We start from the raw sequence: 16,368 nt of genomic DNA on the forward strand, positions 1-16,368 counted from the left end.
GGTGATGGAGCAATCCTGCGTAGTGGATTACAAGAGTAGAGGCGGTCCATTCATGCCCACCCAAGCAAAGCAAAATCAAAATAACGCGCTCAGCGGGTTTGAGCCTTACGTCCCGCAAGCTGGCGAAGAGTACATGGGCGTCCCCATGCGCGCGCACTTCACCAAGATCCTGAACAAGTGGAAACAGGACTTGATGCAGGAAGTCGACCGCACCGTGGATCACATGAAAGACGAAGCGGCCAACTTCCCCGACCCGGCCGACCGTGCCAGTCAGGAAGAAGAGTTCAGTCTCGAACTGCGCGCCCGTGATCGCGAGCGCAAGCTCATCAAGAAAATCGACAAGACCCTGCAACTGATCGAAGACGAAGAATACGGTTGGTGCGAGTCCTGCGGCATCGAGATCGGCATTCGCCGCCTGGAAGCCCGCCCGACGGCCGACCTGTGCATCGACTGCAAGACCTTGGCGGAAATCAAGGAAAAACAGGTCGGCAAGTAATCGCCGGGGCTGTCACCGAAACGGAGCGTTCATACGCTCCGTTTTTTGTTTGCGTTGTTTACCCAAGCCTAGTGAGCCCGCTCCCACAGGGGAATACCGTGATCACAAGATGTATGCCTCTGCCCGCCCGGACCCAGTAACATTCGCCCTATGACTGCCACCACCCCCTACATCGGACGCTTCGCCCCCACCCCCAGCGGCCACTTGCACTTCGGTTCACTGGTCGCCGCACTGGCCTCGTACCTGGATGCCCGGGCCGTGGGCGGGCGCTGGTTGCTGCGCATGGAGGACCTCGACCCGCCCCGGGAGGAACCGGGCGCACAAGCGGCGATTCTCAAGGCACTGGAAAGCTACGGATTCGAATGGGACGGCGAGATGGTTCGCCAGAGTGAGCGCCATGACGCCTACGATCAGGTCATCAACCGGCTGTTCAGCCAAGGCCTGGCCTACGCCTGCACCTGTTCGCGCAAACAACTGGAAGCCTACCAGGGCATTTACCCGGGATTGTGCCGCAACGCCGGGCACGGCACCGAGAACGCCGCCATCCGCCTGCGCGTCCCCGAGCTTGAGTACCACTTCACTGACCGGGTCCAGGGCGAGTTCCGCCAGCACCTGGGTCGTGAGGTCGGTGACTTCGTGATCCGCCGCCGCGACGGGCTCTACGCCTATCAACTGGCCGTGGTCCTGGACGACGCCTGGCAAGGGGTGAGCGATATCGTGCGCGGCGCCGACCTGCTGGACTCCACGCCGCGCCAGCTCTACCTGCAAGAACTGCTCGGGTTGCCGCAACCGCGTTACCTGCATGTGCCGCTGATCACCCAGCCCGACGGGCACAAACTCGGTAAATCCTACCGGTCACCGCCCCTGGCGGCCGATCAGGCCACGGCACTGCTGTTACGGGCATTGCGTGCGCTGGGCCAGCAACCGGGTATCGAACTGGTCGATGCCAGCCCACGGGAACTGCTGGCTTGGGGCATTCGCCACTGGGATGCGGGCAAGATCCCGCGCACACTGAGCCTGCCCGAAGCGCAAATACGTTGACGGCCCTTGCAGCTTGGCGCCCATCCGTTACCATCGCCGCACGTTTTTTGGGCACGCGCATAAATTAGAGAGGCCGGGATGTATATCTATCGCTTGGTCCTGCTCCTGGTAGTGGGGATTTATCTGTTCTCCCCGGCCATCATGGATTGGTGGATCGATGCCACGGGTGCCTGGTATCGGCCATATCTGCTCTGGCTGATCCTGATTGTCGTGACCTTCATCCTGCAGAGCCAAAAAGATGCCGATGAGCTTTAGCCTGACCCAGATGATCCTGATCAGCGCCGCCTACCTGGCAGTGCTGTTCGGCGTAGCCTGGATCAGCGAACGAGGCATGATCCCCCGGGCGATCATCCGCCACCCGCTGACCTACACCCTGTCGCTGGGTGTCTATGCCAGCGCATGGGCGTTCTATGGCACGGTCGGGCTGGCCTACCAGTACGGCTATGGTTTCCTCTCCAGTTACCTCGGTGTATCGGGCGCGTTCCTGCTAGCGCCGGTGTTGCTCTACCCGATCCTGAAAATCACCCGCACCTACCAACTGTCGTCGCTGGCCGACCTATTCGCCTTTCGTTTTCGCAGCACCTGGGCCGGCGCGCTGACCACGATCTTCATGCTGGTCGGGGTATTACCGCTGCTGGCCCTGCAGATCCAGGCCGTGGCCGACTCCATCAGCATCCTGACCCGCGAGCCGGTGCAGCACCGGGTGGCACTGAGCTTCTGCGTGCTGATCATCCTGTTCACGATTTTCTTTGGCTCCCGACACATCGCCACACGGGAGAAACACGAAGGCCTGGTGTTCGCCATCGCTTTCGAATCGGTGATCAAGCTGATTGCCATCGGTGGTGTCGGTCTCTATGCCCTGTACGGCGTGTTCGATGGCCCGCAACAGCTGGAAGTGTGGCTGCTGCAGAACCAGACAGCCCTCGCCGCCCTGCACACGCCCTTGCAGGAAGGCCCATGGCGCACGCTGTTGCTGGTGTTCTTCGCATCGGCCATCGTGATGCCGCACATGTACCACATGACCTTTACCGAAAACCTCAACCCACGCTCGCTGGTCAGCGCCAGTTGGGGCCTGCCACTGTTCCTGCTGCTGATGAGCCTGGCGGTACCGCTGATCCTCTGGGCCGGCTTGAAGCTGGGCGCCAGTACCAATCCGGAATATTTCACCCTGGGCATCGGCATCGCCGCCAACAGCAAGGCCCTGGCGTTGCTGGCGTATGTCGGAGGCCTGTCGGCGGCCAGTGGCTTGATCATCGTCACCACGCTGGCATTGTCGGGCATGGCCCTCAACCACCTGGTGCTGCCGCTCTACCAGCCACCGGCCGAAGGCAATATCTACCGCTGGCTGAAATGGACACGGCGGGCGCTGATCGTCGCGATCATCATGGCCGGCTACGGTTTTTACCTGATGCTGGGTGAGGGACAGGACCTGGCCAACCTAGGTATCGTCGCCTTCGTTGCCACCTTGCAGTTCCTGCCCGGCGTGCTGTCGGTGCTGTATTGGCCGACCGCCAACCGTCGCGGCTTCATCGCCGGCCTGCTGGCAGGGATCCTGGTATGGCTGGTCGCGATGCTGTTGCCGCTGATGGGCAACCTGCAAGGCTTCTATATTCCGCTGTTGAACATGATCTATGTGCTCGACGACACCAGTTGGCATATGGCGGCCATCGCCTCCCTGGCGGCGAACGTGCTGATGTTCACCCTGATCTCGCTGTTCACCAACGCCAGCAGCGAAGAGGCCAGCGCCGCCGAAGCCTGCGCGGTGGACAATGTCCGCCGCCCGCAGCGTCGTGAACTGCACGCCGCCTCGCCCCAGGAGTTTGCCACGCAACTGGCCAAGCCTTTGGGCGCCAAGGCCGCGCAAAAGGAAGTCGAACAGGCCCTGCGCGACCTCTACCTGCCCTTCGATGAACGTCGCCCGTATGCCTTGCGTCGCCTGCGGGACCGGATCGAGGCCAACCTGTCCGGCCTGATGGGCCCCAGCGTGGCCCAGGACATGGTCGAGACATTCCTGCCCTACAAGGCCGGCGGCGAAAACTACGTCACCGAGGACATCCACTTCATCGAAAGCCGCCTCGAGGATTACCATTCGCGCCTCACGGGCCTTGCCGCCGAACTGGACGCCTTGCGCCGTTACCACCGCCAGACCCTGCAGGAACTGCCGATGGGCGTGTGCTCCCTGGCCAAGGACCAGGAAATCCTGATGTGGAACAAGGCCATGGAAGAACTCACCGGGATCGCGGCCCAGCGCGTGGTCGGTTCACGCCTGAGCACCCTGGGCGAGCCGTGGAAAGGTTTGTTGCAAGGTTTCATCGACCTGCCGGACGAGCACTTGCACAAACAGCACCTGGCCCTCGACGGCCAGACCCGTTGGCTGAACCTGCACAAGGCAGCGATCGACGAGCCGTTGGCACCCGGTAACAGCGGCCTGGTGCTGCTGGTCGAAGACCTGACCGATACCCAGATGCTCGAAGACAAGCTGGTCCACTCCGAACGACTGGCAAGCATCGGTCGGCTGGCTGCCGGGGTGGCCCACGAAATCGGTAACCCGATCACCGGCATCGCCTGTCTGGCGCAGAACCTGCGCGAAGAACGCGAGGACGACGGCGAGCTGACGGAAATCAGCGGCCAGATTCTCGAACAGACCAAACGCGTGTCGCGCATCGTCCAGTCGCTGATGAGCTTCGCCCATGCCGGCGGTCACCAACACAATGACGAGCCCGTCTGCCTGGCCGAAGTGGCCCAGGATGCCATTGGTCTGCTGGCGCTCAACCGGCGCAATTTCGAGGTGCAATTCTTCAACCTGTGCGATCCGGAGCATTGGGTCGATGGCGACCCCCAGCGGCTCGCCCAGGTGTTGATCAACCTGCTATCCAACGCGCGGGACGCGTCACCGGCCGGCAGCGCGGTGCGGGTCAAGAGCGAAGCCTTCGAACACACGGTCGACCTGATCATCGAAGACGAAGGCAGCGGCATCCCACAGAACATCATGGACCGATTGTTCGAACCCTTCTTCACCACCAAGGATCCTGGCGAAGGCACCGGTCTGGGCCTCGCACTGGTCTATTCCATCGTTGAAGAGCATTATGGACAAATCACCATCGACAGCCCGGCTGATGTACAAAGCCAACGCGGCACCCGTATCCGGGTGACCTTGCCGCGTCATGTCGAAGCGACGTCCGCTGTGAACTGAGACCGTCGAGAGAATCGAATCAATGCCGCACATTTTGATCGTCGAAGACGAAACAATTATCCGCTCCGCCTTGCGCCGCCTGCTGGAACGCAACCAGTACCAGGTCAGCGAAGCCGGTTCAGTGCAGGAAGCACAAGAACGTTTCAGCATTCCAACGTTTGACCTGATCGTCAGCGACCTGCGCCTGCCTGGTGCCCCGGGTACCGAGCTGATCAAGCTTGGCCAGGGCACCCCCGTGCTGATCATGACCAGTTACGCCAGCCTGCGCTCGGCGGTCGACTCCATGAAAATGGGCGCGGTGGACTACATCGCCAAACCGTTCGACCACGACGAGATGCTCCAGGCCGTGGCCCGCATCCTGCGCGACCGACAGACGGCGACCAGCAACCCGGTGGAGCCCGTTGGCAAGGCCAGTGCCTCGGCGAAAGCCGGCGCCAGCAACAATAATGGCGAAATCGGCATCATCGGTTCCTGCCCGCCCATGCAGGACCTGTACGGCAAGATCCGCAAAGTGGCGCCGACCGACTCCAATGTCCTGATCCAGGGCGAGTCCGGTACCGGCAAGGAGCTGGTAGCCCGTGCCCTGCACAACCTGTCACGCCGGGCCAAGGCACCGATGATCTCGGTGAACTGCGCGGCGATTCCGGAAAGCCTGATTGAGTCTGAACTGTTCGGTCACGAGAAAGGCGCGTTCACCGGCGCCAGCGCCGGACGCGCCGGGCTGGTGGAAGCGGCGGACGGCGGCACGCTGTTCCTTGATGAAATCGGCGAGCTACCACTGGAAGCCCAGGCGCGGTTGCTGCGGGTGCTTCAGGAAGGCGAAATTCGCCGGGTCGGCTCGGTGCAGTCGCAAAAGGTCGATGTCCGCCTGATCGCGGCCACCCACCGTGACCTCAAGAGCCTGGCAAAGATCGGCCAGTTCCGCGAAGACTTGTATTACCGCTTGCACGTGATCGCCTTGAAGCTCCCCGCCCTGCGCGAGCGTGGCGCGGACGTCAATGAAATCGCCCAGGCCTTCCTGGCTCGCCAGAGCGCGCGGGTCAACCGCACCGATCTCAAGTTCGCCCCGGACGCCGAACAGGCCATTCGTCATTACGCCTGGCCGGGTAACGTTCGAGAGCTGGAAAACGCGGTCGAGCGGGCGGTAATCCTGTGCGAGAGCCCGGAAATCTCTGCCGACTTGCTGGGCATCGACATCGAACTGAGCGACCTGGACGACGAAGAATTCATCGGCCTGGCCCCGCAACAGGGCGGTGCTGCCAACAACACCAGCCACGAACCCACCGAAGACCTGTCCTTGGAGGACTACTTCCAGCACTTCGTCCTGGAGCACCAGGACCACATGACCGAGACCGAACTGGCACGCAAACTGGGCGTAAGCCGCAAGTGCCTGTGGGAACGTCGCCAGCGCCTGGGAATTCCACGGCGCAAGACCGGAGCGACCAGCGAAAGCTGAGGTGTGGGGGTAACACCGCCGAATGTGAAAAAACTGTTACCTCAGCTTTTTCACGTAACAGAAGCCGGGGTTTACGGTAACGAAACCCCGGCTTTTTTTCGCCCCGAAAAAATAGTTATAACCCTAGAACCCCCGATTTCGCTGGGCCACGCAAAAGTTGGCACGCACCCTGCTATAGCTTTGGTACAAGAACAATAACAAGCAATGCAAAAGACAATAAAAATAAGACGAATCGACTCACGCACAATAAAAACAAGACGGCGAGAGGCGCAGCTAACTGATTCTTTTGGAGAGGCGTTGTATTTGGGGCTTGCCCCACAACCAGGCCGAGAACAATAAAAACTGTCTCAAGACAGGTGCCTGAACTGGTTGGATCGATTGATCACTGCAACACAGCGACCAAAGCAATCCGTTTGCTCTTGGCTCCCGATTGGGAGGGTCACGAAGGGAAAACCTCGTGACGCGGGCACTCAACAAAAACAAGAAGCCCAAAACCAATAATAAAAATAGAGCACGCAACTAATTCTGGGGGAGCTTCGGCTCCCCTTGTGGTTTCTGTCGTTCCCGCCTCCCCGTAGCCTACAAGGCTTGTCGCTGAAGCTTGCAGCTCTAAATTGCTCCGTCCTACACCATCCCTCGACTAAATGCTAGAATCTCGGCCCATCATGCGGTCACTCTTCGTTTTTGGCCGAATATTCCTTCAAACAGTGCATCCCATGCTGAAGAAGCTGTTCCAGTCATTCCGTTCTCCCTTGCGTCGTACGCAACACATTCGCAGCACGCCTGAAGTGCTCAACAGCGGCCAGCATTCATTGCAAAAGGCCCAGTTCAGCCGTTATGCGGTGAACATCGTCGAACGTTTGCAGAACGCCGGCTACCAGGCTTACCTGGTCGGTGGCTGCGTGCGCGACATGCTGCTCAACATCACCCCCAAGGATTTCGACGTCGCCACCAGCGCCACGCCGGAACAAATACGGGCCGAATTTCGCAATGCGCGGATCATTGGCCGGCGCTTCAAGCTGGTCCACATCCACTTCGGTCGCGAAATCATCGAAGTGGCGACCTTCCGCGCCAATCACCCGCAAAACGATGAAGAGGAAGACAGCAACCAGTCTTCCCGCAACGAGAGCGGGCGCATCCTGCGCGATAACGTCTACGGCACGCTGGAAGAAGACGCGCAACGCCGCGACTTCACCATCAACGCCCTGTATTACGATCCGGTCAGCGAGCGCATCCTCGATTACGCCAACGGCGTACACGACATTCGCAATCGCCTGATCCGCCTGATTGGCGACCCCAAGCAGCGCTACCAGGAAGACCCGGTGCGAATGCTGCGGGCCGTGCGTTTCGCCGCCAAGCTGGATTTCGGCATCGAAAAACACAGCGCCGTGCCGATTCGCGAACTGGCGCCGATGCTGCGGGAAATCCCTTCTGCGCGCCTGTTCGAGGAAGTGCTCAAGCTGTTCCTGTCGGGTAACGCGGCAGACACCTTCGAGATGCTGGTGGACCTGCAGTTATTCGACCCGCTGTTCCCCGCCAGTGCCGAGGCTCTGGAGCACAACCCGACCTACACCCACACCCTGATCAGCGATGCACTGATCAACACCGACCTGCGCATTAAGCAGAACAAGCCGGTGACACCTGCGTTCCTGTTTGCCGCGTTGCTCTGGCCTGCCCTGCCGGCCCGGGTGTTGCGCCTGCAAGATCGCGGCATGCCGCCGATCCCGGCGATGCAGGAAGCGGCCCACGAGCTGATCGCCGAACAGTGCCAGCGCATTGCCATTCCAAAACGCTTCACGATGCCGATCCGCGAGATCTGGGACATGCAGGAACGCCTGCCACGGCGCAGCGGCAAACGTGCCGACCTGCTGCTGGACAACCCGCGTTTCCGCGCTGGCTACGACTTCCTGCTGCTGCGTGAAAGCGCAGGCGAGCAGACCGATGGCCTGGGCGAATGGTGGACCGATTACCAGGACGCCAACGACAGCGAGCGCCGCGACATGATTCGCGAGCTCAGCGGCAAGGATGACGGCGCCAGCGGCCCACGCAAGCGCCGTCGCAGCAGCGGAGCCAAACGCAAGCGTGCCGGTGCACCAAGCGCATCGGGCGAGTAATCGATGGAACGCATCTATATCGGCATGGGCAGCAACCTGGCCGAACCCGCCGAACAATTGCGCAGCGCCATCCAGGCGCTGGCGCAATTGCCCGGCACCCAACGGGTGAGGGTCTCGGCGTTTTATCAAAGCGATTCCCTGCTGCCCGGCCAGCCGCGCTACACCAACGCAGTGGCGGCGCTGGACAGCAGCCTGGCACCGCTGGACCTGCTCGATGCGCTGCAAGCCATCGAAACCGGACAAGGTCGCGAACGCCTCGAACGCTGGGGCCCGCGCACCCTGGACCTGGACATCCTGCTGTTCGGCGATCACCTGATCGACGAGCCTCGCCTCAAGGTCCCCCACTACCACCTGCAGGCCCGGGCCTTCGTGCTGTATCCGCTGGCGGAATTGGCGCCCGCCGACCTGCGCCTGGCCGATGGGCGCTTACTCAAGGATCTCCTTGCGGCGTGCCCATTCGCCGGCCTGGAACGCTTGCCTGCGAACTGATGCCCCCCTGAGGGTGCCAGCAGTCAAATCCAAAACACGCCTCGACGCTGAAACGCATCAGTAACCCCGGTAACACCCGGCGGTAACACATCCAATTGACTTCCCGAGTGCTCCTCACGACTATAGGCGTCCCGTTGCCGCCAACGCGGCGCTGAAGGGCGCAATCCAGGCCTTACAAGCACCATGGATAGAAGGTGCGCCTGTATCAATGACGAATCATGCGCGTTACTCGCAGTAGTTCACGAGCGCCTAATGAGGACTTTTTCATGCCAGCTATTACCCTGACCACGCTGCAAGGTTTCAAGCAAAAAGGTGAAAAAATCACCATGCTGACCTGCTATGACGCAACGTTCGCCCACGCCTGCAATGAGGCCGGTGTCGAAGTGTTGCTGGTGGGCGATTCCCTCGGCATGGTGCTGCAAGGTCACGACAGCACGCTGCCGGTGACCACCGCCGAGATGGCCTACCATGTGGCCGCCGTCAAACGCGGTAACACCGATGCACTGATTCTCGCCGACCTGCCGTTCATGGCTTACGCCACCCTCGAACAAACCATGACCAACAGCGCCATGCTGATGCAGGCCGGAGCCCACATGGTCAAGGTCGAAGGCGCGTTGTGGCTGGCCGATTCGATTCGGCTGCTGGCCGAGCGGGGTATCCCGGTGTGCGCGCACATGGGCCTGACCCCACAAGCGGTCAATATCCTCGGTGGCTACAAAGTCCAGGGCCGCAATGAGAACCAGGCGCGGCAGATGCGCGCCGATGCGATTGCACTGGAGCAGGCTGGCGCGGCGATGTTGGTGCTCGAATGCGTGCCCAGCGAGCTGGCAGAAGAAATCACCCAGGCGGTGAAGATTCCGGTCATCGGAATCGGCGCCGGCCACGCCACCGATGGCCAGGTGCTGGTGCTGCACGACATGCTCGGGCTATCGATCACCGGTCATGTGCCCAAATTCGTGAAGAACTTCATGGCTGGGCAAACGTCCATCCAGGGTGCCCTGGGTGCCTACGTCACCGAAGTCAAGGCTGCGACGTTCCCTGGCGCCGAACACGGGTTTTCTGCATGAACACCGTCAAAACCGTACGCGAACTGCGGGCCGCCGTGGCCCGTGCCCGCGACGAAGGCAAACGTATCGCCTTCGTGCCGACCATGGGCAACCTGCACAAAGGCCACGTGGCGCTAGTCACCAAGGCCGCGCAACGGGCCGACTTCGTGGTGGCGAGTATTTTCGTCAACCCCCTGCAATTTGGTGCCGGCGAAGACCTGGAAAAATACCCCCGCACCCTGGCGGCCGACCAGGAAAAGCTGCTCCAGGCCGGCTGCCATCTGCTGTTTGCCCCCAGCGTCGAAGAGATGTACCCCGATGGCATGGCCGGGCAGACCCGGGTCAGCGTCCCGCAATTGTCCGAAGGTTTGTGCGGTGCCAGCCGTCCAGGGCATTTCGAAGGTGTGGCGACGGTGGTCAGCAAGTTGTTCAACATGGTCCAGCCTGACCTGGCGGTGTTTGGTCAGAAAGACTTCCAGCAACTGGCAGTGATTCGCGCACTGGTCCATGACCTGAACATGCCGATCCAGATCATCGGCGAGCCGACGGTTCGCGCCGAGGACGGCCTGGCGCTGTCCTCGCGCAACGGCTTTCTCAGCCCGGATCAACGCGCCGTCGCGCCCGTGGTCTATCGTGCCCTGAGCCAGATCGCCGAGGCCATCAAACAGGGCCGACGAGATTTCCCGGCGCTGATCGATGAGCAGCTCAAGCAACTCAAAGCCGCCGGCCTGCGTCCCGACTACCTGGAAATCCGTCACGCCAAGACCTTGCGCCCGGCATTGGGCGAGGACCGTGACCTTGTGATTCTGGTGGCGGCCTTCCTCGATACCACGCGCCTGATCGACAACCTGCACCTGAACCTCGACACGCCCGCCTGAACCCACACCCGCCCCAATCCGGGGATGGGCCTTGTGGGAACAACGCTTGCTCGCGATAGCGGTCTGAAACTCGACATGCGTGTCGAACTTGACCACTTCGTCGCGAGCAAGCGTTTGCTCCCACAGCGCCCCCCTTCCCGCCCCGTTGTATAAAAAAGTACCGGGAATCGGTCAGACAAAGCCAAGACAGATCGCAACACGAGGTTTACTGTAGTCGCCCTGCGTCCGGCGATCGTGTCGATGCAGTGTCCGGACGCCCACCTGGAGCCGCGCCGGAATTTTTAGTGTACAAAAGGTCGTTCAAGTAAAAAGGAAACCCGCAGCGATGGCGTATTACCGAACCCCTCATGACGTGACCGCTCTGCCAGCCTGGCAAGCGCTGAATGACCACCGCAAAGCCATGCAGGATTTCAGCATGCGCGAAGCGTTCAATGCCGATCCGCAGCGTTTCACTCAATTCACCCTGTCGAGCTGCGGTCTGTTTCTCGACTACTCGAAAAACCTGATCAACGCCCAGACCCGCGACCTGCTGGTGGGCCTGGCCAACGACGTCGACCTCAAGGGCGCGATCAAGTCGCTGTTCGAAGGCGAAATCGTCAACGCCTCGGAAAACCGCCCTGCCCTGCACACGGCCCTGCGTCGGCCAGTGGGCGACAAGTTGCTGGTCAACGGCGTCAACGTGATGCCGGACGTGCATAAAGTGCTGAACCAGATCACCGACCTGGTGGGCCGCATTCACGACGGCCTGTGGCGCGGCTACACCGAGAAGCCGATCACCGACGTGGTGAACATCGGCATCGGTGGTTCTTTCCTCGGCCCGGAGCTGGTGTCCGAAGCGCTGTTGTCCTACGCGCAAAAAGGCGTTCGCTGCCACTACCTGGCGAACATCGACGGCAGTGAGTTCCATGAACTGACCATGAAGCTGCGCGCCGAGACCACGCTGTTCATCGTCTCGTCGAAATCCTTCAACACCCTCGAAACCCTGAAAAACGCCCAGGCCGCCCGCGCCTGGTACCTGGCCCAGGGTGGCTCCGAAGCGGAGCTGTATCGCCACTTCATCGCCGTGTCGAGCAACAACGCCGCCGCCGTAGCCTTCGGCATCCGTGAAGAAAACATCTTCCCGATGTGGGACTGGGTCGGCGGGCGTTACTCGCTGTGGTCGGCCATCGGCCTGCCGATCGCCCTGGCCATCGGCATGTCGAACTTCAAGGAATTGCTCTCCGGCGCCTATTCCATGGACCAGCATTTCCAGAGTGCCCCATTCGAGCAGAACATGCCGGTGCTGCTGGCATTGCTGGGCGTGTGGTACGGCAACTTCTGGGGCGCGCAGAGCCATGCGATCCTGCCGTACGACCACTACTTGCGTAACATCACCAAGCATTTGCAGCAATTGGACATGGAATCCAACGGCAAGAGCGTGCGTCAGGACGGTACACCCGTGTCGACCGACACGGGCCCGGTGATCTGGGGCGGCGTCGGCTGCAACGGTCAGCACGCCTACCACCAGTTGCTGCACCAAGGCACCCAGCTGATCCCGGCCGACTTCATCGTGCCGATCGTCAGCTTCAACCCGGTTTCCGATCATCACCAGTGGCTGTACGCCAACTGCCTGTCCCAGAGCCAGGCGCTGATGCTCGGCAAGACCCGCGCCGAAGCCGAAGCCGAGCTGCGGGACAAAGGCGCCAGCGAAGAAGAGGTGCAGAAACTGGCCTCCCACAAGGTGATCCCAGGCAACCGTCCGAGCAACACCCTGGTGGTCGAACGCATCAGCCCCCGTCGCCTCGGCGCACTGGTGGCGCTGTATGAACACAAGGTGTTCGTGCAAAGCGTGGTCTGGGGCATCAACGCCTTCGACCAATGGGGCGTGGAGTTGGGCAAGGAACTGGGCAAAGGCGTCTACAACCGCCTGGTGGGCCGCGAAGAAAGCTTGGCCGAAGATGCTTCGACCCAGGGCTTGATCAACTACTTCCGCGGACGTCACCGCGGGTGATAGTCTGACAGGGCGGCTCACCCGCCCTGTCACCTCTCGTTCAGGACAGTTCCAACGGCTCGGGTTACCCGCAAACCGTGGAGTACACGGTACTGTAGGAGCTGCCGAAGGCTGCGATCTTTTGATCTTGATCTGATCTTTCACTCGGCACTCAAGTGGCATGAGAGAACAGATCGCAGCCTTCGGCAGCTCCTACGAGGGTCGTGCAGCTCCTCTTGTCGCAAAACAAGAATAAGGAACCGTCATGTTCGATATCAGCCAGTACCCCCAAGCCGATGCCGTCCGCCGGGCTGCGCAATTGAGTCAGGACGAGTACAAGCGGCTCTATAAAGAATCCATCGAACACCCCAGCGCCTTCTGGGCCGAGCAGGCCACCCGCTTTCTCGACTGGATGACGCCCTGGCAAACCGTCCAGCGCTATGACCTCAAGAACGGCGACGCGACCTGGTTCGCCGGTGGCAAGCTGAACGTCAGCGCCAATTGCATTGACCGTCACCTGCAAACGCGCGGCGACCAGACGGCAATCATCTGGGAAGGCGACGACCCCGCCGAATCGGCAGAAATCACCTACAAAAAACTTCACAACCATGTGTGCCGCCTGGCCAACGTGCTGAAAAGCCGTGGCGTGAATAAAGGCGATCGGGTCTGCATCTACATGCCGATGATCCCCGAGGCCGCCTACGCCATGCTCGCCTGCACCCGCATCGGCGCGGTGCATTCCGTGGTGTTCGGCGGCTTCTCACCGGACTCGCTGCGCGACCGGATTCTCGACGCCGATTGCCGCACCGTGATCACCGCTGACGAAGGTGTGCGCGGCGGGCGCTTCGTACCGCTCAAGCGTAACGTCGACAAGGCCCTGGAAAGCTGCCCGAACGTCAGCACCGTACTGGTGGTCGAGCGTACCCAGGGCGAGGTGAACTGGGTTGAAGGCCGTGACCTGTGGTACCACCAGGCCATGCACGAGATGAGCGACGACTGCCCACCCGAACCGATGGACGCCGAAGACCCGTTGTTCATCCTCTACACCTCCGGCAGCACTGGCAAACCCAAGGGTGTGCTACACACCACGGGCGGCTATCTGCTGCAAGCGGCAATGACGTTCAAGTACGTGCTCGACTACCGCGACAACGAAGTGTTCTGGTGCACCGCCGATGTCGGCTGGGTCACCGGCCATAGCTACATCGTCTATGGCCCGCTGGCCAATGGCGCCACCACGCTGATCTTCGAGGGCGTGCCAAGCCACCCGAGCAGTTCGCGCTTCTGGCAGGTGATCGACAAACATCAGGTCAACATCTTCTACACCGCACCGACCGCCCTGCGCGCGCTGATGCGCGAAGGGGCCGGACCGTTGCAGGAAACGTCCCGCAAAAGCCTGCGATTGCTCGGCAGTGTAGGTGAGCCGATCAACCCGGAGGCGTGGGAATGGTATTTCAACACGGTAGGCGAACAGCGCTGCCCGATTGTCGATACCTGGTGGCAGACCGAAACCGGCGGCATCATGCTCAGCCCGTTGGTGAGTGCCCCCCGGCTCAAGCCAGGCTGCGCCACCCGGCCGATGTTCGGCGTGCAACCGGTCTTGCTGGATGAAGTGGGCAAGGAAATAAATGGCCCCGGCAGCGGCGTACTGGCGATCAAATCCAGTTGGCCCGGGCAGATTCGTAGCGTCTACGGCGATCATCAACGCATGGTCGACACCTACTTCAAACCCTACCCCGGCTATTACTTCACCGGCGACGGTGCGCGTCGCGACGAAGACGGCGACTACTGGATCACCGGGCGCATCGACGACGTGATCAACGTCTCCGGGCATCGCATTGGTACCGCCGAGGTGGAAAGCGCCCTGATACTGCACGACAACATTGCCGAAGCGGCTGTCGTCGGTTACCCCCACGACCTCAAGGGCCAGGGCATCTATGCCTTTGTCACGCCGATGAACGGGGTCGAGGCCAATGAGGCGCTGAAGAACGAATTGCTGGCCCACGTCAGCAAGGAAATCGGCAGCTTCGCCAAACCGGAACTGATCCAGTGGGCACCGGCGCTACCCAAGACCCGTTCGGGCAAGATCATGCGGCGCATCCTGCGCAAGATCGCCTGCAACGAACTCGACAGCCTCGGCGACACCTCGACCCTGGCCGATCCAAGTGTGGTGGAAGGGTTGATCGACAAACGCCTCAATCGCTGAGGATTCCCTGTGGGAGCGAGCTTGCTCGCTCCCACAGGGACCACGCCAGCCATAACTGCTAAACTCCCGCGCTTCATTTCTCTAAGGCGCGCCCGGCATGTCTTCCTTGAATCAGGCGCTGCGCGCCGCCCTCGACCAGCGCCAGGAGCTGCTCGGCCAACTGCACCCACAAGGCACCGACTGCTATCGCCTGTTCCATGGCAGCCAGGAAGGTGCGCCCGGCCTGACCATCGACCGCTACGGTCCACAACTGCTGGTACAGAGCTTCCATCAGTCGCTGGAGCGCGACGACCTGCTGCAACTGCACGGCATCGTCAACGAACGGCTGGGCCTGGAAACGCTGCTGGTCTACAACGACCGCGCCCGGGGCAATTCGCGCGTCGACCGTCAAGACACCGTCTATCAGGCGGACGACGCCGCCCTGCAAGACCTGGTCGGCCATGAATGGGGCTTGAATTATCGCGTCCGCGGTCGCCATGCCGGGCAGGACCCACTGCTGTTTCTGGACCTGCGCAACGCCCGGGGCTGGGTCAAGGCACACAGCCGCAATAAAAGCGTGTTGAACCTGTTCGCCTACACCTGCGGCGTCGGCCTGAGCGCTGCGGCCGGTGGTGCGCGGGAGGTGTGCAACCTGGACTTCGCCGAAGGCAACCTGGCGGTGGGCCGCGAAAACGGCCTGCTCAACCCCGATTTGCCGCCGATGGAGTTCGTGCAGTCGGATTACTTTCCGGCGATCCGCCAACTGGCCGGCCTGCCTATCAGCCAGCGGCGTGGGCAGAAACTGCCCAGCTACGTGCGCCTGGAGCAACGCCAGTATGATTTGGTGCTGCTCGACCCGCCTGCCTGGGCCAAAAGTGCGTTCGGCACCGTCGACCTGTTGCGCGACTACCAAAGCCTGCTGAAACCGGCGCTGCTCACCACCGCCGACAATGGCGTGCTGATCTGCTGCAACAACCTGGCAAAAGTGCCCATGGACGACTGGCGCGAGCAGGTGTTGCGTTGTGCGGAAAAAGCCGGCCGTCCGGTGCGCGAGTGGAGCGTGTTGACGCCCGGCAGCGATTTCCCCTCCCGGGACCAGCAGCCGCCGCTCAAGACGTTGATCCTCCAGCTCTAGCAGGCCGTTGAAAAAGGCCGGACCGAATTGGGATCAGGCAAACTACCCGCCATGTTCCTCAATGTCGGCGGAAGACCGAGCCGATGCGTGGACCCGATCTCAAGCAAAACGACCTGTTCAGCTAAACGACGCTGGAGCAGCGGATCCCCAAGGATCACCCGCGACGCGAGCTGGTGGATACGATCCTGGTGTCGATGGATTCTGATTTTGAGAACACTAGTTGGGTACAGGGCGAAGGAGATTTGTTTTTTCGACGTGTCCGGATGACGGCCATCGGGCTGGCGCAGAGCCCACCGGTGCCCGATGAGCAGTCAACACGTCAGGGCAGCGGCACTCCATTTTGAACTGAACGAGCATTACAGAAGCCGC

The 16,368-nt window shown here is 61.3% G+C and carries 12 protein-coding genes; all 12 read left to right on the forward strand.

Going from position 1 to position 16,368, the window contains the following annotated elements:
- Positions 1-52: 52 nt before the first annotated feature.
- The 12 genes from dksA to AACY31_RS17635 all read left to right on the forward strand — a co-directional run bounded on the left by dksA (position 53) and on the right by AACY31_RS17635 (position 15,999).
- Positions 53-496 carry an RNA polymerase-binding protein DksA gene (dksA, locus tag AACY31_RS17580; protein WP_339481615.1) on the forward strand — a complete coding sequence of 148 codons (444 nt, stop codon included), beginning with the start codon at positions 53-55 and terminating at the stop codon, positions 494-496.
- Positions 497-646: 150 nt separating this feature from the next.
- On the forward strand, positions 647-1,537 hold the full coding sequence (gluQRS, locus tag AACY31_RS17585) for a tRNA glutamyl-Q(34) synthetase GluQRS (protein ID WP_339481616.1): 891 nt from the start codon (positions 647-649) through the stop codon (positions 1,535-1,537).
- 78 nt (positions 1,538-1,615) lie between these two features.
- Positions 1,616-1,792 (forward strand): hypothetical protein, encoded by a 177-nt coding sequence (locus tag AACY31_RS17590; RefSeq protein ID WP_003176118.1) that lies wholly within the window; start codon positions 1,616-1,618, stop codon positions 1,790-1,792.
- Positions 1,776-4,730: a sensor histidine kinase gene (locus AACY31_RS17595; protein ID WP_339481617.1), complete on the forward strand. Its 2,955-nt coding sequence runs from the start codon at positions 1,776-1,778 to the stop codon at positions 4,728-4,730. The genes AACY31_RS17590 and AACY31_RS17595 overlap by 17 nt, the downstream gene beginning before the upstream one ends.
- Before the next feature lie 22 nt (positions 4,731-4,752).
- Entirely contained in the window at positions 4,753-6,186 is a 1,434-nt protein-coding gene (locus tag AACY31_RS17600) for a sigma-54-dependent transcriptional regulator (RefSeq protein ID WP_339481618.1), read from the forward strand.
- A 716-nt stretch (positions 6,187-6,902) separates the two neighbouring features.
- A complete protein-coding gene (locus AACY31_RS17605; RefSeq protein WP_339492072.1) occupies positions 6,903-8,300 on the forward strand; it encodes a polynucleotide adenylyltransferase PcnB in 1,398 nt (465 codons plus the stop codon).
- A 3-nt stretch (positions 8,301-8,303) separates the two neighbouring features.
- Positions 8,304-8,789: a 2-amino-4-hydroxy-6-hydroxymethyldihydropteridine diphosphokinase gene (folK, locus tag AACY31_RS17610; RefSeq protein ID WP_339481621.1), complete on the forward strand. Its 486-nt coding sequence runs from the start codon at positions 8,304-8,306 to the stop codon at positions 8,787-8,789.
- Positions 8,790-9,055: 266 nt separating this feature from the next.
- Positions 9,056-9,856, forward strand: a complete 801-nt coding sequence (gene panB / locus AACY31_RS17615) for a 3-methyl-2-oxobutanoate hydroxymethyltransferase (protein WP_339481623.1) — start codon at positions 9,056-9,058, stop codon at positions 9,854-9,856.
- A complete protein-coding gene (panC, locus tag AACY31_RS17620; RefSeq protein WP_339481624.1) occupies positions 9,853-10,713 on the forward strand; it encodes a pantoate--beta-alanine ligase in 861 nt (286 codons plus the stop codon). The genes panB and panC overlap by 4 nt, the downstream gene beginning before the upstream one ends.
- A 325-nt stretch (positions 10,714-11,038) precedes the next feature.
- Positions 11,039-12,703 (forward strand): glucose-6-phosphate isomerase, encoded by a 1,665-nt coding sequence (gene pgi, locus AACY31_RS17625; protein ID WP_339481625.1) that lies wholly within the window; start codon positions 11,039-11,041, stop codon positions 12,701-12,703.
- Positions 12,704-12,947: 244 nt separating this feature from the next.
- On the forward strand, positions 12,948-14,885 hold the full coding sequence (gene acs, locus AACY31_RS17630) for an acetate--CoA ligase (protein WP_339481626.1): 1,938 nt from the start codon (positions 12,948-12,950) through the stop codon (positions 14,883-14,885).
- A 97-nt stretch (positions 14,886-14,982) separates the two neighbouring features.
- Complete coding sequence (locus AACY31_RS17635) at positions 14,983-15,999, forward strand: class I SAM-dependent rRNA methyltransferase (RefSeq protein WP_339481628.1); 1,017 nt, start codon at positions 14,983-14,985, stop codon at positions 15,997-15,999.
- Positions 16,000-16,368: the final 369 nt, after the last annotated feature.

Source organism: Pseudomonas sp. RL_105y_Pfl2_101 (assembly GCF_963970585.1).
Classification (GTDB): Bacteria; Pseudomonadota; Gammaproteobacteria; order Pseudomonadales; family Pseudomonadaceae; genus Aquipseudomonas.

What these genes read in the sequence shown, in the direction of transcription:
- pgi (WP_339481625.1), top strand. Translation starts at nt 11,039, where the DNA reads ATGGCGTATTACCGAACCCCTCATGACGTGACCGCTCTGCCAGCCTGG.
- dksA (WP_339481615.1), top strand. Translation starts at nt 53, where the DNA reads ATGCCCACCCAAGCAAAGCAAAATCAAAATAACGCGCTCAGCGGGTTT.
- panC (WP_339481624.1), top strand. Translation starts at nt 9,853, where the DNA reads ATGAACACCGTCAAAACCGTACGCGAACTGCGGGCCGCCGTGGCCCGT.
- folK (WP_339481621.1), top strand. Translation starts at nt 8,304, where the DNA reads ATGGAACGCATCTATATCGGCATGGGCAGCAACCTGGCCGAACCCGCC.
- AACY31_RS17600 (WP_339481618.1), top strand. Translation starts at nt 4,753, where the DNA reads ATGCCGCACATTTTGATCGTCGAAGACGAAACAATTATCCGCTCCGCC.
- gluQRS (WP_339481616.1), top strand. Translation starts at nt 647, where the DNA reads ATGACTGCCACCACCCCCTACATCGGACGCTTCGCCCCCACCCCCAGC.
- AACY31_RS17605 (WP_339492072.1), top strand. Translation starts at nt 6,903, where the DNA reads ATGCTGAAGAAGCTGTTCCAGTCATTCCGTTCTCCCTTGCGTCGTACG.
- panB (WP_339481623.1), top strand. Translation starts at nt 9,056, where the DNA reads ATGCCAGCTATTACCCTGACCACGCTGCAAGGTTTCAAGCAAAAAGGT.
- AACY31_RS17635 (WP_339481628.1), top strand. Translation starts at nt 14,983, where the DNA reads ATGTCTTCCTTGAATCAGGCGCTGCGCGCCGCCCTCGACCAGCGCCAG.
- AACY31_RS17595 (WP_339481617.1), top strand. Translation starts at nt 1,776, where the DNA reads ATGCCGATGAGCTTTAGCCTGACCCAGATGATCCTGATCAGCGCCGCC.
- acs (WP_339481626.1), top strand. Translation starts at nt 12,948, where the DNA reads ATGTTCGATATCAGCCAGTACCCCCAAGCCGATGCCGTCCGCCGGGCT.
- AACY31_RS17590 (WP_003176118.1), top strand. Translation starts at nt 1,616, where the DNA reads ATGTATATCTATCGCTTGGTCCTGCTCCTGGTAGTGGGGATTTATCTG.